Origin of the sequence: Rhizobium sp. CF142 (genome assembly GCF_000281145.1) — a bacterium.
Lineage (GTDB): Bacteria > Pseudomonadota > Alphaproteobacteria > Rhizobiales > Rhizobiaceae > Rhizobium.
In genome coordinates this window covers 1-19388 of record NZ_AJWE01000143.1, presented here as the reverse complement: position 1 = coordinate 19388, position 19388 = coordinate 1, and the positions used below count along the sequence as shown (strand labels likewise).

At 59.2% G+C, this 19388-nt stretch carries 21 protein-coding genes; 13 read left to right on the top strand and 8 right to left on the bottom strand.

All coding sequences use genetic code 11. The features are described from left to right. Window positions 1-102: 102 nt before the first annotated feature. Entirely contained in the window at window positions 103-1128 is a 1026-nt protein-coding gene (locus PMI11_RS35555; RefSeq protein ID WP_007827415.1) for an amino acid ABC transporter substrate-binding protein, read from the bottom strand. A gap of 377 nt (window positions 1129-1505) precedes the next feature. Here PMI11_RS35555 and PMI11_RS35550 point away from each other — a divergent pair, with 377 nt between their 5' ends. Then, window positions 1506-2696 carry a cystathionine beta-lyase gene (locus PMI11_RS35550; protein ID WP_037072727.1) on the top strand — a complete coding sequence of 397 codons (1191 nt, stop codon included), beginning with the start codon at window positions 1506-1508 and terminating at the stop codon, window positions 2694-2696. Here PMI11_RS35550 and PMI11_RS35545 read toward each other — a convergent pair whose 3' ends face one another. Both PMI11_RS35545 and PMI11_RS35540 read right to left on the bottom strand, forming a co-directional pair. After that, complete coding sequence (locus PMI11_RS35545; RefSeq protein ID WP_007827411.1) at window positions 2697-3845, bottom strand: FAD-dependent monooxygenase; 1149 nt, start codon at window positions 3843-3845, stop codon at window positions 2697-2699. It lies immediately after the preceding gene. A 28-nt stretch (window positions 3846-3873) separates the two neighbouring features. Further along, entirely contained in the window at window positions 3874-4119 is a 246-nt protein-coding gene (locus tag PMI11_RS35540; protein WP_007827409.1) for a zinc-finger domain-containing protein, read from the bottom strand. Between the two features lie 148 nt (window positions 4120-4267). Here PMI11_RS35540 and PMI11_RS35535 point away from each other — a divergent pair, with 148 nt between their 5' ends. The 6 genes from PMI11_RS35535 to clpA all read left to right on the top strand — a co-directional run bounded on the left by PMI11_RS35535 (window position 4268) and on the right by clpA (window position 10131). After that, a complete protein-coding gene (locus PMI11_RS35535; protein ID WP_037072725.1) occupies window positions 4268-5053 on the top strand; it encodes an alpha/beta fold hydrolase in 786 nt (261 codons plus the stop codon). Between the two features lie 132 nt (window positions 5054-5185). Beyond that, window positions 5186-6019, top strand: a complete 834-nt coding sequence (cysE, locus tag PMI11_RS35530) for a serine O-acetyltransferase (protein WP_007827405.1) — start codon at window positions 5186-5188, stop codon at window positions 6017-6019. 138 nt (window positions 6020-6157) lie between these two features. Continuing rightward, on the top strand, window positions 6158-6361 hold the full coding sequence (locus PMI11_RS35525; RefSeq protein WP_007827403.1) for a DUF3126 family protein: 204 nt from the start codon (window positions 6158-6160) through the stop codon (window positions 6359-6361). A 284-nt stretch (window positions 6362-6645) separates the two neighbouring features. Beyond that, window positions 6646-7014 carry a phasin family protein gene (locus PMI11_RS35520; protein WP_007827401.1) on the top strand — a complete coding sequence of 123 codons (369 nt, stop codon included), beginning with the start codon at window positions 6646-6648 and terminating at the stop codon, window positions 7012-7014. Window positions 7015-7277: 263 nt separating this feature from the next. Then, on the top strand, window positions 7278-7628 hold the full coding sequence (gene clpS, locus PMI11_RS35515) for an ATP-dependent Clp protease adapter ClpS (protein WP_037072724.1): 351 nt from the start codon (window positions 7278-7280) through the stop codon (window positions 7626-7628). A gap of 10 nt (window positions 7629-7638) precedes the next feature. Next, on the top strand, window positions 7639-10131 hold the full coding sequence (clpA, locus tag PMI11_RS35510) for an ATP-dependent Clp protease ATP-binding subunit ClpA (RefSeq protein ID WP_007827398.1): 2493 nt from the start codon (window positions 7639-7641) through the stop codon (window positions 10129-10131). Window positions 10132-10201: 70 nt separating this feature from the next. On the opposite strand, the gene PMI11_RS35505 is transcribed toward clpA, so the two are convergent. The 5 genes from PMI11_RS35505 to PMI11_RS35485 form a co-directional block, all read right to left on the bottom strand. Continuing rightward, window positions 10202-10492 carry a Dabb family protein gene (locus PMI11_RS35505; protein WP_007827397.1) on the bottom strand — a complete coding sequence of 97 codons (291 nt, stop codon included), beginning with the start codon at window positions 10490-10492 and terminating at the stop codon, window positions 10202-10204. Window positions 10493-10551: 59 nt separating this feature from the next. Next, entirely contained in the window at window positions 10552-10980 is a 429-nt protein-coding gene (locus PMI11_RS35500) for an HIT family protein (protein WP_007827396.1), read from the bottom strand. 54 nt (window positions 10981-11034) lie between these two features. Further along, window positions 11035-12237, bottom strand: coding sequence for a GNAT family N-acetyltransferase (locus PMI11_RS35495; RefSeq protein WP_007827395.1), 1203 nt, complete (start codon window positions 12235-12237; stop codon window positions 11035-11037). A 77-nt stretch (window positions 12238-12314) separates the two neighbouring features. Then, entirely contained in the window at window positions 12315-13034 is a 720-nt protein-coding gene (locus PMI11_RS35490) for a glycerophosphodiester phosphodiesterase (RefSeq protein WP_007827393.1), read from the bottom strand. Further along, window positions 13034-13501, bottom strand: a complete 468-nt coding sequence (locus tag PMI11_RS35485; RefSeq protein ID WP_007827391.1) for a RidA family protein — start codon at window positions 13499-13501, stop codon at window positions 13034-13036. The genes PMI11_RS35490 and PMI11_RS35485 overlap by 1 nt, the downstream gene beginning before the upstream one ends. A gap of 136 nt (window positions 13502-13637) precedes the next feature. Between PMI11_RS35485 and PMI11_RS35480 the strand changes: the two genes are divergently transcribed. From PMI11_RS35480 to PMI11_RS37000, 6 genes are all read left to right on the top strand, one after another. Continuing rightward, window positions 13638-14477 (top strand): cell envelope integrity EipB family protein, encoded by an 840-nt coding sequence (locus PMI11_RS35480; protein WP_007827389.1) that lies wholly within the window; start codon window positions 13638-13640, stop codon window positions 14475-14477. Between the two features lie 207 nt (window positions 14478-14684). Continuing rightward, a complete protein-coding gene (locus PMI11_RS35475; protein ID WP_007827387.1) occupies window positions 14685-15761 on the top strand; it encodes a toxic anion resistance protein in 1077 nt (358 codons plus the stop codon). Between the two features lie 11 nt (window positions 15762-15772). Continuing rightward, the gene (locus PMI11_RS35470; RefSeq protein WP_007827384.1) at window positions 15773-17344 is read left to right on the top strand and encodes a VWA domain-containing protein; all 1572 of its coding nucleotides are present in this window, start codon (window positions 15773-15775) and stop codon (window positions 17342-17344) included. 7 nt (window positions 17345-17351) lie between these two features. Further along, window positions 17352-17969 (top strand): 5-bromo-4-chloroindolyl phosphate hydrolysis family protein, encoded by a 618-nt coding sequence (locus PMI11_RS35465; protein WP_007827382.1) that lies wholly within the window; start codon window positions 17352-17354, stop codon window positions 17967-17969. Continuing rightward, on the top strand, window positions 17969-19072 hold the full coding sequence (locus tag PMI11_RS35460; RefSeq protein WP_007827381.1) for a substrate-binding domain-containing protein: 1104 nt from the start codon (window positions 17969-17971) through the stop codon (window positions 19070-19072). The genes PMI11_RS35465 and PMI11_RS35460 overlap by 1 nt, the downstream gene beginning before the upstream one ends. A gap of 223 nt (window positions 19073-19295) precedes the next feature. Continuing rightward, a partial coding sequence (locus tag PMI11_RS37000; protein WP_007827372.1) for a 30S ribosomal protein S2 occupies window positions 19296-19388 on the top strand: 93 nt, incomplete at its 3' end.

The window sequence follows — 19388 nt, the reverse complement described above, 5'->3', positions numbered from 1 at the left end:
GCCTGGCCAATTCCCCACGTTATGCGCCCCTTTTCGGAGCTTTTTTATAGGAGGAGGGAAAGGCGGTAATCCGCCTTTCCGGCTTTTCATGCATAGTGTCGATTAACGAACCGGCGGAGCATACTGAATGCCGCCCTTGCTCCAGAGAGCATTGAGACCGCGTGCGATCTTCAGCTGGCTACCCTGGCCGATGTTCTTCTCGAAGACTTCGCCATAGTTGCCGACGTTCTTGACGATGTTGTAGGCCCAGTCGTTGGTCAGGCCGAGATCGGTACCGATCTTCGTGTCGGCTTCAACGCCGAGGAAACGCTTGATATCCGGGTTCGGTGAATTCTTCATGTCGTCGACATTGGCCTGTGTGATGCCGAACTCTTCAGCATTGACCATCGCGTAACCGACCCAGCTGACGACATCGAACCACTGGTCGTCACCCTGGCGAACGGCCGGGGCGAGCGGCTCCTTGGAAATGATTTCCGGCAGGATGATATGCTCGTCCGGGTTCTTCAGCGTCAAACGCAGCGAGTAGAGGCCCGACTGGTCGGTCGTGTAGACGTCGCAACGGCCGGAATCATAGGCGGCGTTGACTTCGTCCAGTTTCTCGAAGACGACCGGATTGTACTGGAGGTTGTTGGCCTTGAAGTAGTCGGCGAGGTTGAGCTCGGTCGTGGTGCCGGACTGCACGCAGACGGATGCACCGGAAAGTTCCAGAGCCGACTTCACGTTCAGGCTCTTGCGAACCATGAAGCCCTGGCCGTCATAGTAGTTGACGAAACGGAAGTTCAGGCCGAGAGCCGTATCACGGTTGATCGTCCAGGTCGTGTTGCGGGCCAGAACGTCTACTTCGCCGGACTGCAGGGCCGGGAAGCGGTTCGCGGCGCTGAGCGGCGTGAACTTCACCTTGGTGGGATCGCCGAAGACCGCAGCGGAGACCGCGCGGCAGAAGTCGACGTCGAAGCCCGACCAGTTGCCGGAAGCATCAGGTGCAGCAAAGCCGGCAAGACCGGTGTTGACGCCGCACTGGACAAAACCTTTTGCCTTTACGTCTTGAAGAGTAGTGGCCGAAGCGGCCGAAGCGCCAAGAGCGAAAACTGCTGCGCCGGCTGCTGCGGACAGGAGCTTGTACTTCATTTTTCCCAACCTTTTTCCGTTGTCTTATCTTTATCTTTTCGGGGAGTGGCCGGATTGAACTAGCCCATGTACCTCCCCTTTTCCCGCAACCCTCCCGGCGCGAGTGGGTCTATCACAGTCGCAAATGTCACTATGGTCAAGTGTCGCGGCCAATAATTGCGGCAAAATTCAGCATTTTGGTAGATTGCGCTGCGTCTCTAGGCACTTGGCTAGAAATTGGGCTCTAGTTTGAGGAAAAATAGCGCTGAAATCGCGAAGTAAAGGCTGACGCCTTCGAGGGGCGAGGCTATCACGTCAAGTTGTAGGGGTTGACCCTGATGGCGACCGGGTTCAAAAGTTCGGCCTTTGCATACCCTCGCCAGAAGGCCATTTCCCACATGAAAGATCTAGACAGTCTCCTGCCGGGCGCCGGCATCAATACCCGTCTTTCCCATATCGGCTACGACCCCGCAGATTATCACGGTTTCGTCAATCCGCCGGTGGTGCGCGCGTCCACGGTGCTCTTTCCCGACGCCAAGTCCATGGAGACGCGCAACAAGAAATACACTTACGGCACCCGCGGCACGCCGACGACCGACGCCCTTGCCGAGGCGATCAATGCGCTCGAAGGCTCGGCCGGCACCGTGCTGGTGCCCTCCGGCCTCGCTGCCGTCACGGTCGCCATCCTGGCCTATGTCGCGGCGGGCGATCACGTGCTGGTCGTCGATTCCGTCTACGGTCCGACGCGCCATTTCTGTGACACGATCCTGAAGCGCATGGGTGTCGAGGTCGACTACTTCGATCCGGCGACCGGGGCGGCCATCGAGACGCTCTTCAAGCCGAATACGACGGTCGTGCTGACCGAAGCCCCAGGCTCCAATACTTTCGAGATGCAGGATATCCCGGCCATCGCGGCTGTGGCACACAAACACGGCGCCGTCGTGCTGATGGATAACACCTGGGCCACACCTCTCTATTTCCGGCCGCTGGACTTTGGCGTCGACGTATCCATCCATGCCTCGACCAAATATCCGTCGGGCCATTCCGACATTCTGATGGGAACCATTTCCGCCAATGCCGAGCACTGGCCGCGGCTGATCGAGACGCATGGCACACTCGGCCTTTGCGGCGCGCCTGATGATTCCTACCAGATCCTGCGCGGCCTGCGCACCATGGGTATCCGGCTTGAGCGCCACTACGAAAGCGCGCTGGCAATCGCCACGTGGCTCGAAAACCGCGAAGAGGTTGCCCGCGTCCTGCATCCGGCCCTGCCGAGCTTCCCGTCGCACCACATCTGGAAACGTGACTTCAAGGGTGCCAGCGGCATCTTCTCCTTCGTGCTGAAGGTCAATGATCCGCAGAAGGCAAAGCCGAAGGCGCATGCCTTCCTCGATGCGCTCTCTTATTTCGGACTGGGTTATTCCTGGGGCGGCTATGAAAGCCTTGCCATCCTCGTCAATCTCTCCGACCGAAAGATCGCCAAGGCCCCGGCCGAAGGTCCGGTTATTCGCCTGCAGATCGGTCTTGAAGATATCGTTGATCTCAAGGCCGATATCGAGCGCGGCTTTGCCGCGGCAAACGCCGTCTGATCAGCCAACTGGGTGGTAGCCGTAAATCCAGTCGAGATCCGCCGCGAGGCTTTGCGGCGGTTTCAGCGACAGCACGATATCCCGGCCGAGACGGATCGGTCCGCTTGCATGATAGGCAAAACGGTTGAAGGCGCCGCGCTGGCGGAGCTTGGCGATGCGTGGCATGCGATGCCGTTCAAAGAGCGAGATGGCTTCGAAAACCGGCCGGGTGGCGAGGAAGGCTGCAAGCTCGAACGCATCCTCGATCGCCATCGCGGCCCCCTGTGCCGCAAAGGGCATCATGGCATGTGCCGCATCGCCGATCAGCACGGTCTTCTTGCTGTCCTGCCATTTGCCCGGCGTTGCTTCGAAAAGCGGCCAGAAGGTGATGTCGCTGCGCCGTCCGAGCAAGCCGGCAATAGCAGGATGCCAGCGGCGGAAACGTGACTGCAGAAGCTCCTGCTGAGCCTGTGTCGGCTCACCTTGCCAGGCCTGCGGCGCGATATTGCCGGCAGTAATCGCCACCATGTTGAAGCCGCCGGTCTCCTTCAGCGGATAGCAGACCATATGCGCCGACGAACCGAGCAGGGCCGAGACGCTGGTGCGGTCAAGAAAGCCCGGCGCCTCTGTTTCTGGGATGGTGAAACGGAAGGCGACATTTCCGGAGAATTGCGGGGCAGGGGCGCCCGGTATTACCTGCCGTAATCTGGACCAGACACCATCAGCGCCGATAATGACATCGGCCGGGCGCCGGCCCTGTGGCAAGTCCGATTCGAAACGTGTTCCGAGATGGAGTTGGCAGAGAGGATTGGCGCTGACGGCATCCAGCAGGGCCCTCTGAAGCGTCTTGCGATGCAGGACGCCGTAGGGCGCTCCCCAGCGGTTCCTGGCAAAACTCCCGGCCGGGACCGCTGCAAGTTCGCGCAGCGAACTGCCCGAGATCAGCCGGATGGATTGCGGCTCGAGCCAGAGGCTGATCAGCCCGTCGAGCACACCGAGTTCGGCAAGCACGCGCGATGCATTGGGAGAAATCTGCAGGCCGGCACCCACCTCGGCAAGCTCGGGCGCCTGTTCAAAAATATCGGAACTGATACCACGTCTTGCGAGTGCCAGAGCAGCCGTCAGGCCCGCAATTCCGGCACCGATAATGGCGGCATGTTCGACCGGCATGGGATATCCGATCTAAAGAGGAGGGAAATTACGCCGCCTTGACGTGGAAGACGCAGCCGGGCGGGTTGGTCTGGTTGGACTTCAGCGAAGCATTGTAGCGATAGAGGGTCGAGCAGTAGGAGCAGACCTTCTCATTGTCGTCGCCCATATCGATGAAGATATGCGGATGGTCGAAGGGAGCGGATGCGCCGGTGCACATGAATTCCTTGACGCCGACTTCAATAACGCGGTGACCGCCGTCGTTCTGAAAGTGGGGAATGCTGTGGCCGGCCATGTCTGTCTCCGAATGCTTTAGAAATTCTGCGCGGACCTTATAGGCCTTCGAAAGAAAAGTGTAGTGCCAAAGCAAGGCTCCAATGCGTGTTTTTGGCTTCACGCTCAAAGGCCGCTCGACTATGGTCGCGCCAAACAAGGACGGCCCGATGAACCTGAATACGCCTGCATTTTCAAGCTTCACCCATGATGGACTGAAACTCGCTTTCTTCGATGAGGGTGACCCCTCCGGCCCGCCGGTGCTGCTGATCCATGGCTTTGCCTCGTCTGCGAGCGTCAACTGGGTTCATCCGGGCTGGCTGAAGACGCTGGGTGACGCCGGCTACCGGGTGATCGCCATCGACAACAGGGGCCATGGCGCAAGCGACAAGCCGCGCGATGCCGAAGCTTACAGGCCATGGTTCATGGCTGGTGACGCGATCGCGCTGCTTGATCATCTCGGTATTCCTGAGGCCAATCTGATGGGCTATTCCATGGGCGCCCGCATCTCCGTCTTTGCGGCACTTGCCCACCCACACCGCGTCCGCTCGCTGGTGCTCGGCGGCCTCGGTATCGGCATGACCGATGGGGTGGGTGACTGGGATCCGATCGCCGATGCGCTGCTTGCACCGTCGCTTGCCGACGTCACCCATCCGCGCGGCCAGATGTTCCGCGCCTTTGCCGAGCAGACGAAGAGTGACCGTGAGGCGCTTGCCGCCTGTATCAGGGGTTCGCGCGATCTGGTTGCCCGCGCCGACATGGGCAAGATCGATGCGCCCACCCTGATCGGGGTGGGAACGAAAGACGATATTGCCGGTTCTCCCCAGGAGCTTGCGGCGCTGATGCCTGACGCCGAAGCGCTGGATATCCCCGGTCGCGACCATATGCTCGCCGTGGGTGACCGGGTGTTCAAGAAAGCTGTACTGGAATTCTACGCCAAGGTCGCCGTCGGCTGATGTCGCCGGCAGGTGACATAAACGTGATTTACAAGAAAAGCGCGCTGAACCGCTGTGCCGCGGGCACCCATTTATGTTATCGGCGTTTTCCTCTATATAATCGCATTCCAACGGGAAATGAGGAGGCCGGAAATGGTCGCTAAGACGGATATCCGCACGCTGGAGGGAGCCCATCCGCTGAAGGTGATGGATCCCATCTGGGACAGCCTGCGAGAAGAAGCGCGCCTCGCTGCGGAAAGCGATCCGGTGCTGGCAGCCTTCCTCTATTCGACGGTCATCAACCATCGCTCGCTCGAAGAATGCGTCATTCATCGCATCTGCGAGCGCCTCGACCATCCCGACATGCAGGCAAACCTGCTGCGCCAGACCTTTGAGGAAATGCTCGAGGACTGGCCGGAATGGAGTTCGATCCTGCGCGTGGATATCCAGGCAGTCTACGATCGCGACCCCGCTTGCCTGCGCTTCATGGAAGCCGTTCTCTACTTCAAGGGCTTCCACGCGCTGCAGACGCACCGGCTGGCGCATTGGCTGCTGAATCGTGGCCGGCGCGACTTCGCGCTTTACTTGCAGAGCCGCTCCTCCAGCGTCTTTCAGACGGACATCAATCCGGCCGCTCGCATCGGCAAGGGCATCTTCCTCGACCACGCGACCGGCCTCGTCGTCGGCGAAACAGCCGTCATCGGCGACAACGTTTCCATCCTGCATGGTGTGACGCTCGGCGGCACCGGCAAGGAAGGGGCCGATCGTCACCCGAAGATCGGCACGGGCGTAATGATCGGCGCAGGCGCCAAGATCCTCGGCAATATCGAGATCGGCTTCTGCTCGCGCGTCGCCGCCGGCTCCGTCGTCCTGAAAGCGGTACCCCCAAAGACGACGGTGGCGGGCGTGCCCGCCAAGGTCGTCGGTGAAGCGGGCTGTTCCGAGCCTGCCCGCGTAATGGATCAGGTTATCGGCGCCGATATCTGAGCCTTCATTTGAAAAATGCGGAAAAACGCCTAGATCCCGGTGAAGACAGTCACTGCTAACTCGAGCTCGCGACCTTTACAGCGCAGCTTTACCTGTGCAAGAAGCGGCCAACCGAGATCGCTTACGGAGATCAAAAGAGTGAAGCCTGAAGAAATCAAGAAGCTCGACGCCTATTTCAAACGCACGCTGAACCCGCAGATCGTGGTGAAGGCGCGTCCGCGCAAGAACGATTCTGCGGAAGTCTACATTGGCGAAGAATTTCTGGGTGTCATCTACATCGATGACGAGGACGGCGACCGCTCCTACAATTTCTCGATGGCAATTCTCGACGTCGATCTCTGATCACCATCGCATCGATCAAAAGCCGTGGATCGCCAGGCGATACACGGCTTTTTTGTTTGCGCCGATCGCCAAATACGCTGGTTCACTAAAATTTCTGCTAACCCTGCGGTTGCAGTCGCCTGATATATTTTAGCAAAATCAATAAAAGACGAACGTGCCCAAAAATCCGGTCTTTAGCGCTGACAGCGGGTGCAACCACTGGGTGTTTTGCGATGCACAAGACTACTTGACTCTTTGTGCGTTGCAGCTACCCTCTGCTTGCAACTGCCAATTGGAGGATGGTCATGTTCAATTTCGACGATACAAACCGGAAGAGCAAGGAAGCCGTAGATTCGATGCTCAAGAGCTATTCCGATACTGCCAAGGGTTTTCAGGCGATTGCCTCCGAGGCGGCCGAATATTCCAAGAAGTCCTTCCAGGATGCCGTCACCCATTTCGAGACGCTGTCGGGCCTAAAGAGCTTCGAGGCGGCCTTCGAATTGCAGACCAATTATGCGAAGTCTTCCTATGAGGCTTTCGTTTCCGAAGCGACCAAGCTCGGCGAAATGTATGCCGACCTCGCCAAAAATGCTTATAAGCCCTACGAAGCGCCGATGGCCGCCGCTGCCGCCAAGGTCTCGAAAGCCACTCCGGTAGCCCCCGCCGCCGCATAAATCTTGTGGCGCGTTGCGCGCCGCCTATTGAAAATCAAAGACCGGCACCGCATTTGCGGCCGGTCTTTTTTGTTTCCCGAACCGCGCCCTGGTTTTTACGCAGACTTTTTTGGCCTTTGCGTCAAGTCCTGCGGAATTGTGATTGCAGTCGGAAACAAGGGGCTTAAAATCGCTCTATTATGAACTACCTTAGGGTTTCAGATATTCGTCGGGAAAGCACCCCTCCCATGCTGCCTGCCGGATTGATTGAGGAATGAATGACAATGATCGCCAGACCGATCCGGATGCAAAACGACAGCGAAAGGAACGGGGATAACGGAAATCGAACCTCGGTCATCACGCGCACCAAGCCGAAGACCAAGAAGCCTAATCTCTATCGCGTACTGCTTTTGAATGACGACTACACCCCAATGGAATTCGTCATCCATATCCTGGAGCGTTTTTTTCAGAAGGATCGGGAAAGTGCCACCCGCATCATGCTGCATGTCCATAACCACGGCGTCGGCGAATGCGGAATATTCACATACGAGGTAGCGGAAACCAAGGTGAGCCAGGTGATGGACTTTGCCCGGCAGCACCAGCATCCGCTGCAATGCGTCATGGAAAAGAAGTGAGGAACTGAACGTGCCAACATTTTCGCCTAGTCTTGAGAAGGCGCTCCATCAGGCACTGACCTTTGCCAACGAGCGGCACCATGAATATGCGACGCTCGAGCATCTGCTGCTCGCCCTGATCGACGATGCCGATGCGGCTGCGGTCATGGGTGCCTGCAATGTCGACCTCGACGCGCTCCGTAAAACGCTCCTGGAATATGTCGATAACGAACTCTCCAACCTGGTCACCGGTTATGACGAGGACTCCAAGCCGACCTCCGGCTTCCAGCGCGTCATTCAGCGCGCGGTGATCCATGTCCAGTCTTCCGGCCGCGAGGAAGTGACCGGCGCCAACGTGCTCGTCGCGATCTTCGCCGAGCGCGAAAGCCATGCTGCCTATTTCCTGCAGGAGCAGGAAATGACCCGCTACGACGCCGTCAACTACATCTCCCACGGCATCGGCAAGCGCCCCGGCGTTTCCGAAAGCCGGCCGCCGCGCGGCGCTGAGGACGAGTCCGAATCCAAGCCGACCGCACGCGGCGGCAACGAGGAAGAAAGCGGGCCGAAGAAGCAGCAGGATGCACTGAAGGCCTACTGCGTAAACCTCAATGAGAAGGCCAAGGGCGGCAAGATCGACCCGTTGATCGGCCGTCACGCCGAGGTGAACCGGACCATCCAGATCCTGTGCCGCCGCTCCAAGAACAACCCGCTCTATGTCGGTGATCCCGGCGTCGGCAAGACCGCTATCGCCGAAGGCCTCGCCAAGCGTATCGTCGAAGGCAAGGTTCCGGAAGCTCTGGCCGATGCCACGATCTTCTCGCTCGACATGGGCACGCTGCTCGCCGGTACCCGGTATCGCGGCGACTTCGAAGAGCGGCTGAAGCAGGTCGTCAAGGAACTGGAAGAATATCCGGGTGCTGTGCTCTTCATCGACGAAATCCACACCGTCATCGGTGCGGGTGCAACCTCGGGCGGCGCAATGGATGCCTCGAACCTCCTGAAGCCGGCTCTGTCTTCGGGCGCAATTCGCTGCATCGGTTCGACCACCTACAAGGAATACCGCCAGTTCTTCGAAAAGGACCGGGCTCTGGTCCGCCGCTTCCAGAAGATCGACGTCAATGAGCCGTCGATCGATGATGCGATCGAGATCATGAAGGGTCTGAAGCCTTATTTCGAAGAGTACCACCACCTGCGCTATTCGAACGAGGCGATCAAGACGGCTGTCGAGCTGTCGGCCCGTTACATCTCGGACCGCAAGTTGCCGGATAAGGCGATCGACGTCATCGACGAGACCGGTGCGGCCCAGATGCTGCTGCCCCCGTCCAGGCGCCGCAAGCTGATCACCGAAAAGGAGATCGAAGCGACGATTGCGACTATGGCCCGCATCCCGGCAAAGACCGTCTCGAAGGACGACGAAGCCGTTCTTGCCAATCTCGAGCAGGAATTGCGCTCGGTGGTCTATGGTCAGGATGTGGCAATCGAAGCCCTGTCTACCTCGATCAAGCTGGCCCGTGCGGGTCTCCGCGAGCCGAACAAGCCGATCGGCGCCTATGTCTTCTCCGGTCCCACCGGCGTCGGCAAGACGGAAGTCGCCAAGCAGCTTGCTGCCTCGCTGGGTGTCGAGATTCTGCGCTTCGATATGTCGGAATACATGGAGCGGCATACGGTTTCCCGTTTGCTCGGTGCACCTCCCGGCTATGTCGGCTTCGACCAGGGCGGCCTCTTGACCGATGGCGTCGACCAGCATCCGCATTGCGTGGTTCTGCTCGACGAAATCGAAAAGGCGCATCCGGATATCTACAATATCCTGCTGCAGGTCATGGACCACGGTACGCTGACTGACCATAACGGCAAGAAGATCGACTTCCGCAACGTCATCCTGATCATGACGACCAATGCGGGCGCTTCGGAAATGGCCAAGGCCGCCATCGGCTTCGGTTCGTCCAAGCGCACAGGCGAAGACGAAGAGGCTCTGACCCGCCTGTTCACGCCGGAGTTCCGCAACCGTCTCGACGCGATCATCCCGTTCGCGGCGCTGCCGACGGCCGTCATCCACAAGGTCGTGCAGAAGTTCATCATGCAGCTGGAAGCTCAGCTGTCCGAACGCAACGTCACCTTCGACTTGCACCAGGATGCGATCGCCTGGCTGTCCGAAAAGGGTTACGACGAGAAGATGGGCGCCCGCCCGCTTGCCCGCGTCATCCAGGATGCCATCAAGAAGCCGTTGGCGAACGAAATCCTCTTCGGCAAGCTGAAGAAGGGCGGCGTCGTCAACGTCACCGTCGGCCCGAAGGAAGATGGCAAGCCAGGCCTCATTCTGGAAGCCATTCCGGAAACGGCGCCGATCAAGCCGAAGCCGGAGGCAGAGCTGGTTCACCCGGAAGCGGCCCACGAGGATGATGGCGAGCTGAAGACCAAGCCGGTCAAGAAGACGAAGGCAAAGACCGTGCCGCAGCCTGAGCCTGAAGTCCGCGACGCCCCCAAGAAGGGCTCGACGGTTCCGAAGGTTCCGCGCAAGAAGTAAGTCTTCTAAGAGAGATCATGAAAAAGGCCGCTGAAAAGCGGCCTTTTTGTTTGCTTGAAAAGCGGGAAGCTCAAAGCTGCGTGTAGTCGATCTCAAGGAAATCAGCGACTTCGGGTACCCAGCGGTCGCGCACGAAGGCGACATGCAGCGGGTGGACATTATAGGCGTCGTAACCAGCCTGGTCGTCGAACTCCATCGAGAAGCCGAAGGTGAAATCATTCTTCGGGCTCGTCTGGCGAAGTTGCTCGAAATTTCTGACGCTTGGGATCTGCTTGAGCGTCAGCGCCTCATCGAGAAAAGCCTTTTCTTCGGCAGAGCCTGCAGCATGCTTCAGGCGGAATGCAACAGTGTGGCGGATCATGATTTCCTCCTAAATCGATGAAGTAATTTAGTATTCTGGAAAATAAAGCGGCGTTTCCGTTACGCGAGTTCCGCCTTGATCTTCTCCGCGTTGGCGGCGAGCACCGCGCCGTCCTCCATCTTGCCGGAATGCGGCTTGAGTGCCACGCCCTCATGCCGCGGGATGACATGGAAATGCAGGTGGAAAACGGTCTGACCTGCTGCCGGCTCGTTGAACTGGGCGATGAACACACCATCTGCGTCGAAGGCTTCCTTGACCGCATTGGCGACCTTCTGGACGACGGTGATCGTATGGGAAAGGGAGCCGGGGTCGGCATCGAAGATATTGCGGGAAGGTGCCTTCGGCAGGACCAGAACATGACCCGGCGCTTGCGGCATCACATCCATGAAGACAACGGTCTTGTCGTCCTCGTAGACGCGATGCGACGGGATCTCGCCGCGCAGGATTTTGGCGAAGATATTGTTGTCGTCATAGGCAGCGCTGGTCATGGCGAAATCTCCTCGTGTTTCCCTTGATCGCGTAGCGCGCCGGAGCCAAGCGCGTCAATCCTCCTGCAGCCGTTCGCCTTTGCGGAAAGGAGTGTGTTCGGCAAGCATCTCATTCATATATTCGACATCCTCCCGCTCGCGCTCGAGATAGTCGGCAACGGCGCGCCGCAATCCCGCATGGGCGATATAGTGGGCGGAATGCGTTGTCACCGGCAGGTAACCACGCGCAAGCTTATGTTCGCCCTGCGCTCCGGCCTCCACCTTCTTGAGGCCCTTTTCCAGCGCAAAATCGATGGCCTGATGGTAGCAGACCTCGAAATGGAGGAAGGGGTGATCTTCAATGCAGCCCCAGTGCCGCCCGTAGAGCGTATCGCCGCCGATGAAATTGATGGCGCCTGCCACATAGCGGCCGTCGCGTTTGGCCATGACGAGCAGGATGTCGTCGGCCATGCGCTCGCCGATCAGCGAATAGAATTTGCGCGTCAAATAAGGCCGGCCCCATTTGCGCCCGCCCGTATCCATGTAGAAGGCGAAGAACTGGTCCCAGATTTTTTCGGTCAGGTCCTTGCCGGTCAGCCAGTCGATAGTGATGCCGTTCTCAATCGCCGTCCGACGCTCCTTGCGCAGTGCCTTGCGCTTGCGGGAGGCAAGCGTTTCCAGGAACGCATCGTGGTTGGCATAGCCTTCATTGATGAAATGGAACTGCTTGTCCGTGCGGTGCAGGTAGCCATCGGTCTCGAAGACCGGCATCTCGTCCTCGGGCACGAAGGTGATGTGGGCCGAGGAAATATCGAGGCGGCGGACGACCTCCTTGAGGCTTTCCGCCATGGCATTCTGAATTGGCAGGCGGGCAAGGCCTTCGGCCACAAGCAGGCGCGGGCCGGTCGCGGGCGTGAAGGGGATCGAGCACTGCAGCTTCGGATAATAGCTGCCGCCGGCCCGTTCAAAAGCGTCGGCCCAGCCATGGTCGAAGACATATTCGCCCTGACTGTGGTTCTTGAGATAGCCGGGCAAGGCGCCGACCAGTTCACCCTTGTCCGTCTCCAGAAGCATGTGATGGCCAAGCCAGCCGGTCTGCGCGGTGGCCGAGCTGGATTCTTCCAGCGACGAGAGAAAGGCATGCGAGACGAAGGGATTGTAGGCGACGCTGTCGCACGTTTTCGACGCTCCCGAAAGCCTGGACCAGCGCTCGGGGGAAATCGCGGTGAATGATCGCTCGATGCGGATGGAAAGTTCGTCTGACGATTCGTCTGTCATGAAGCAAATGCGAAGCCGTTGGGGGAGGGAGCAGGCTCCCTCCCAGTCTGCGCACGATCTTGTCGAAAAAGCGAGCGTCAAACTGCCGTGCGCGGATCGAAGCCTTCGAAAGTCATTTGATCGGCGTTCTCGAAAGTCTGCTTGCGAGCCTGTTCATCACGCACCGTCCAGGTGATGACCGGAATGCCCTTGTCGCGCTGGCCGGTGATGAACGGGTTCGGCAGATCGGCATAATAATAGGAGATGAAATCGAGGCCGATCTCCATCGCCTTTTCATGCGCGGCATATTCCTCCGGCGTATTGCCGTTGGCCGTCAGCCCGATCGGGTAGGGCGCGTTGAGTTCCTTGAGATCCTTCAGCAGCCAATGGTCGAAACTCATCAGCGCAACCTTGCCCTCATAGCCCTCGAGTACGTCGAGAACGGCTTCGGCAAAGCCCTCGTCGTCGGCTTCGCGGCCCTTGAGTTCCAGCACCAGCGGCACCTTGCCCTGCACGAGCGCGAGAAGCTGCTTCAGCGTCGGCACTTTGTCTTTCGTGCCGCCGACGGAGATCAGCCCGAGTTCCTGGGAGGTCCGCTCCCTCACGTCGCCCTTGAGGTTGCAGAGGCGTTCCAGGTCTTCATCATGGAAGATGACCGGCACGGCATCCGAGGCGTAATGCAGGTCGCATTCGATGGCAAAGCCCGCTTCGACGGCTCGTGAAAAAGCCGAGAGCGTGTTTTCCCAGACGGCTTTGTTGAGGTCATGGTAGCCGCGGTGCGCTACCGGCAGCTCTTTGATCCAGGCGGCATTCGTCATTATGCGATTTCCATGATAGCATCGATTTCGACCGCCGCATTGAGCGGCAAGGCTGCCATACCGACGGCAGCGCGGGCATGTTTGCCGGCTTCGCCGAGCACGCCGGCGATCAGGTTCGAGGCGCCGTTGATGACGAGGTGCTGCTCGACAAAGTCAGGTGCTGACGCAACGAAGCCGTTGAGCTTGATGACGCGGCGGATGCGGCCGAGATCGCCGCCGAGCGCTGCCTTTGCCTGCGCAAGAATGTTGATGGCGCAAAGCTCTGCGGCGCGCTGGCCAGTGGCAACATCGACAGTCTTGCCGAGATGGCCGGAGATGGCAACCTTACCGCCTTCGAGCGGCAGCTGGCCGGAAATATAGAGAAAGTTGCCGCTGATGACATAGGGGACATAATTGGCGGCGGGTGCTGCGGCTTCGGGCAGGGTTATCCCCATTTCCGACAGGCGCGTTGCGATTACATCGGACATTTTCGTCTCCGCTTTTGTTGTCAATTCTTCAAAAAGAATGCATCAAGACTAGAATCTTTAATGTGACAGTTTCGAGCCTCGATTTGGCCGAAAGCGTTCTTATAACATCGCGGACGAGTCCAACAGGAGTTAATGAATGTTCCGATCGTCACTTGCCGCTCTTCTTCTCGCAAGCGTTTCCGCCAATGCCTGGGCGGCCGCGCCGGCGACGAGCGCTGCGATCGCAACCGGGCTCGTCGCTCACCGCGCCATCTACGACCTGGAACTGAAGGACGCTTCGGAACGCTCCGGCATCTCCTCCATGTATGGCCGCATGGTCTATGAGTTCGACGGCAATTACTGCGAAGGCTTTACCACGAATTTCCGCTTCGTCACCCAGATCGACACCGGCGACAACGTGCGCGTCAGCGACCAGCAGACCAAGACCTTCGAGAGCCTGAAGGATGGCAAATTCACCTTCGATACCAAGTCTTTCACCGACGATCAGCTCGACAAGGAAGTCAACGGCGCGGCTCAGGATAAGCCGGAAGGCGTGAAGGTCGACCTGACGCAGCCGGCAAGCCGTGAGCTGCAACTCGAGGAAAGCCGCTTTCCGACCGAGCACATGCTCGACGTCATTCAGAATGCCAAGGATGGCAAGCGCTTTTTCGAGGCCCGCGTCTTCGACGGCTCTGACGACGGCGACAAATCCCTGGTGACGACGACGATCGTGGGCAAGCAGGAGACTCCGGTCGCGGACGAGGCTGATGCGGGCAATGCCGGCCAGTTCGCCAAGTCCTCCTTCTGGCCGGTGACGATCTCCTATTTTAACGAGAATGCCAAATCCGACACGCTGCCGGTCTACCGCATGTCGTTCAAGCTCTATGAGAATGGCATTACGCGGGATCTGACGATGGATTACGGCGATTTCGTCCTGACCGGCAAGCTTGCCAAGCTCGAGCTTCTCGACAAGAAGGCCGCGCCAGTCTGCCAGTGAAGTGGCTTCTGCGATAAGCTTAAGCACCTGTCATAAAATATTATTTCTAGTACAGCTAAACTGTCGTGCCGCAGATGATTCATCGCGGGCCGGTCTTTGTGGAAGTCTGCCTTTTCCGGCCCTACATAGTGGATGGCCCATTTGCTCAGATAATGGGTTTGCAATTCGTAAGACCAATTGCGCCGCAAGCCGAGAAAGACGACCCGAATGGCCGATACCGATCTCGCAACTGTCCAGAGTGCTTCCCGCCCGGCCGTTGCCGCCGATCCTGCGGAAGTCGCCCGCATTACAGACACCATCAGTATTACAGACCGCGCCGGAATTTCCGTTTATGGCGACCGCGCGCAGCAGGCCGTCAGTGACTATGCCGACAGGATCCTGCGCGAGGTGCGCAACAAGGATCTCGGCGGTGTCGGCAAGCTTTTGACAGACATCATCCTGAAATCCAAGAGCCTCGATCCCGCATCCCTCAAGGACAAAGGTTTTCTGAGCCGCATGTTCCTCTCTGCCAAAGCGCGTCTCGAACGCTTCAAGGAGGAATTCGAGGATGTTGCCGGCCAGATCGACCGCATCGGCCTGGAGCTCGACCGCCACAAGGACACGCTGCGTCGCGACATTGCCCTGCTCGACGACCTGCATGAAGAGACGAAACAGTCGATCGTAAAGCTCGATGCCTATGTGCAAGCAGGTAAGAATTTCGCCGAGCAGTTTCGCTCGGTCGAGCTGCCGAAGCTGAAGAGCGCAGCGGATGCCGCAGTCTCCGGCCCCGGCGGTGGCATGCTGGAAGCCCAGACCTATCAGGACAGCCTCCAGGCGCTGGACCGGCTGGAAAAGCGCATCTTCTATCTGCAGCAGGCTCGCCAGCTCGGTATCCAGCAGCTTCCGCAGATCCGCATCGTCCAGGCCGGTGACGAAACACTGATCGAGAACCTGCAGGCAACCTCGGCGCTGACGGTGCCTGCCTGGAAGCAGAAGATGGTCATCCTCCTCGGGCTCACGCAGCAGAAATCGGCCCTCGACCTGCAGAAGACGGTGACCGACGCCACCAATGACATGATACGCCAGGCCTCGGAAATGATGAAGGATCAGGCAATTGCCATCGAGCAGCAGTCGCAGCGCGGCATCGTGGATATGGAGACGCTTGCCAAGGCCAATCAGGATCTGATCGACACCGTCACCGGCGTGCTGCGTGTGCAGGAGGAGGGCCGCAAGAAGCGCGCCCAGGCCGAGCAACAGATGGAACAACTGACGATCGACCTCAAGAAGGCGATGACTCAGGCGTGACCGGCAAAACCATGATCCGCTCATTCCTCTGCGCACTGGCGCTATCTGGTCTCGCGGCGTTGGCAGGCTGCGATGCTTTCAGCAGCGGCCCAAATTTCTCGATCGTTTCCGGCTCGGAAAACACCGTCCTGCAGCCGATCGTCGAGGAGTTCTGCAAGGAGAAGCACGCGACCTGTTCCTTCAAATATGAAGGCACGCTCGATATCGGCCTTGCGCTGCAAAGCGATCAGGGTGTCGAGCAGGATGCCGTCTGGCCAGCCTCCAGCGTCTGGGTCGACATGTTCGATACCAAACGCAGGGTCAAGGACCTGACGTCGGTGGCGCAGACGCCCGTCATCCTCGGCGTGCACAAGTCGAAGGCCGAGCAGCTCGGCTGGGTCGGCAAGGATGTCTTCATGAAGGATATCCTGGCAGCGGTGAACAGCGGCTCGCTGAAGTTCCTGATGACATCGGCTACTCAGTCGAATTCCGGCGCCAGCGCCTATCTCGCGATGCTCTCCAGCGCGCTCGGCAACAAGCCGGTGATCGAGCCTGGCGATCTCGATGACAAGACGGTTCAGGACACCGTTCGAAGCCTGCTTGCCGGTGTTGCGCGCTCCTCCGGCTCTTCGGGCTGGCTCGCCGACCTCTATACCGATTCCGCCAGCAAGGGCACGATCTACGATGCCATGTGGAATTATGAGGCGGTCATCAAGGAAACCAACGACAAACTCACGGGCATGGGCAAGGAGCCGCTTTACGCCATCTATCCTGCCGATGGCGTGGCGATGGCGGATTCGCCGATCGGCTTTATCGATCATGGTCGCGGTCCCGAAGTCCAGACCTTCTTCAAGGACCTGCTCGTCTATCTGCGCTCGCCCGATGTTCAGAAGAAGATCGCCGAAACCGGTCGCCGCCTGCCGCTCGGCAGCGTCACCGCTGAGCCGGAGCCGAGCTGGAATTTCGATCCGGCCAAACTGGTGACCGCGATCCGCATGCCGGAACCAACAGTGATCCGCCAAGCGCTCACGCTCTATCAGGCTGCACTGCGCAAACCGTCACTGACGGCGCTCTGCCTCGATTTCTCCGGCTCGATGCAGGGGGACGGCGAGAACAGTCTGCAGCAGGCGATGCGCTTCCTCTTCACGCCCGAGGAGGCCAGCAAGGTGCTGGTGCAGTGGTCGCCGGCCGACCGCATCTTCGTCATTCCCTTCGATGCCAATGTCCGCGATATCTTTTCGGCTTCGGGCGACACGATGGAGCAGCAGGGGCTTCTCAACGCAGTTGCCGGCCAGCATGCCGGTGGCGGCACCAATATGTATGCCTGCGCCGAAAGGGCGCTCCAGCAGATGGCGAAAACCGCGGACCTGTCCAATTATCTCCCGGCGATCATCATCATGACCGACGGCAGATCCGATGACCAGAGTGCGGCCTTCATGAGCGATTGGAACGCGATGGAACCACGCGTGCCGATCTTCGGCATTACCTTCGGCGATGCGGACAAAACCCAGCTGGACAGTCTGGCGGCTGCGACGGCGGCACGCGTCTTCGACGGCCGCTCGGACCTTGCAGCAGCGTTCCGCACCGCACGCGGTTATAACTAGGACCGGCATGGGTAACTGGCTCGGCAATGACGGCAACTGGATCGTGGCGGGAGTGGCGACGGCCATTCTCGTCCCCATCCTGACTTTTGCCGCCGGCATGCCGTTCTGGATTGCCGCTGTCATCGGCCTCCTGGTTTTTGCCGGCCTCGTTTTCCTGCTGGCGCCACGCAGGCTTTTCGAAGGTCTCGATATCAAGGTGATTGGCCGCGGTCGTGTTGCCTTCGCGAGAGAATTGCTGGAAGGGGCTGCACCCGCCGCACAAAGGCTGGAGATGGCCGGGGACGATATCACCGACAAGCAGACGGCAGCGCGCGTGCACCACCTGGCGGAAATTGCCGCCGATGTCTTCCGCAGGGTGGAGGCGACGCCGGAAAGTGCCAATTCCGTACGCCGCTTCCTCAGTTACTATTTGCCCCGTGCGGCCGAAGTCGCCGAGGGCTTCGCGGTGATCGAGGCGAAACGCGCGCCCGACATGAAGCAGTTGGAGGATGTCCGCGCCGTGCTGGTGAAGCTCGAGGAGGCCTTTGTTCATTATGCCGACAGCCTTGTTGATGCCGAACTCGGCACGCTCGATACCGACCTGCGCCTCATCCAGGCATCGCTCAAAGAGGATCTCGGACGCTGATGGCCCTTTCCCGCCGCGCCTTTGGAGTTGGACTGCTCGCCACCGGTATTGCCGGCACGGGCGGCTATTTCGCCGTCCGCGACAGGCCGGAACTGCAGGGTCTGCTGGGTACGCGCACAAAGCTGTTTGGCTTCATTGGCGGCGAGAAGGAGGCTTTCCTTTCCGACCCCGACGTCGTCGACGCTATCAAGGGCTACGGCCTCTCGATCGACAGTCGCGTCGCGGGCTCGGTTGAAATGGTTCGCGAGCAGGCCTTGCTTTCGCAGAACCCGCAATTTCTTTGGCCGTCCTCCTCCATCATGGTGGATATCGCCCGTCAGAACGGCGTGAAGATTCGCGATGACAGGGTCATGCTCAATACGCCTGTCGTCGTCTATACGTGGCAGCCGGTCGTGGACGGGCTGATCAAATCGGGCCTCGTGACGGTAATCAACGGCCATCACCAGCTCGACCTGAAGGCGCTGCTTGATGCCATCCTTGCCGGGACGGATTGGTCGAAACTTGGCGTCAATGCGCTCTACGGCCGGGCGCGCATCGTCTCCACCGATCCGAACCGGTCGAATTCGGGCTTCATTTTTTCGGGTCTGGCGCTCAGCCTTTTCAGCGGCAATGTCGCGACATCGGATGATCTCGCCCAATATGGCGGCAAGGTGCAGTCGATCTTCCGCAATATGGGTTTCAAGTCGCCATCGTCAGGCAAGTTGTTCGACCAGTATCTGGCAGGCGGCCTCGGCGGCGAACCGATGATTGTCGGTTACGAGAATCAACTCGTCGAATGGGCGCTTGCCGATGCCGACCGATGGAACCGCATCCAGTCGGGGCAGGGCGCCAAGCCCGTTGTCCTGTACCCGCGCCCGACCGTCTATTCGGCCCATCCGCTGATCGTAGTGGATGAAACGGCCGAACGTCTGATCGAAGCGCTGACGAGTGCAAAGCTGCAGGAGCTTGCCTGGACCAAACACGGTTTTCGCGGGCCGCTCGGCACCGCGAGCGGTGATACCAAAGGTCCCATCGCAGGTTTGCTGCCGGCGGAGATCGATGCCGTGTTGCCGATCCCGGATGCTGGCGTCATGCTCTCGCTGCTGAACATGCTGGCAAGCTGAGCCGGCGACGCGTATATATTGAAGGCGCGGCTCATTCGTCCGTTATCGTGAGATTTTTTGGCGCAAGCCTTGCTTTTGCGGCAAATCGAATGTAAGGCCACGCGCATTCCACACGTAAGGCATGGGATCGTCCGGGAGAAATCCGGCTTTTCCGCCCGGTGGCATCTTCGAAGAGGATGCTGTTCGCCTTGCGGAGGTTCAACCGGAAAAGGAGTAACAAGGCATGGCATTGCCTGATTTTTCTATGCGCCAGCTTCTGGAAGCCGGCGTCCACTTCGGTCACCAGACGCACCGCTGGAACCCGAAGATGAAGCCG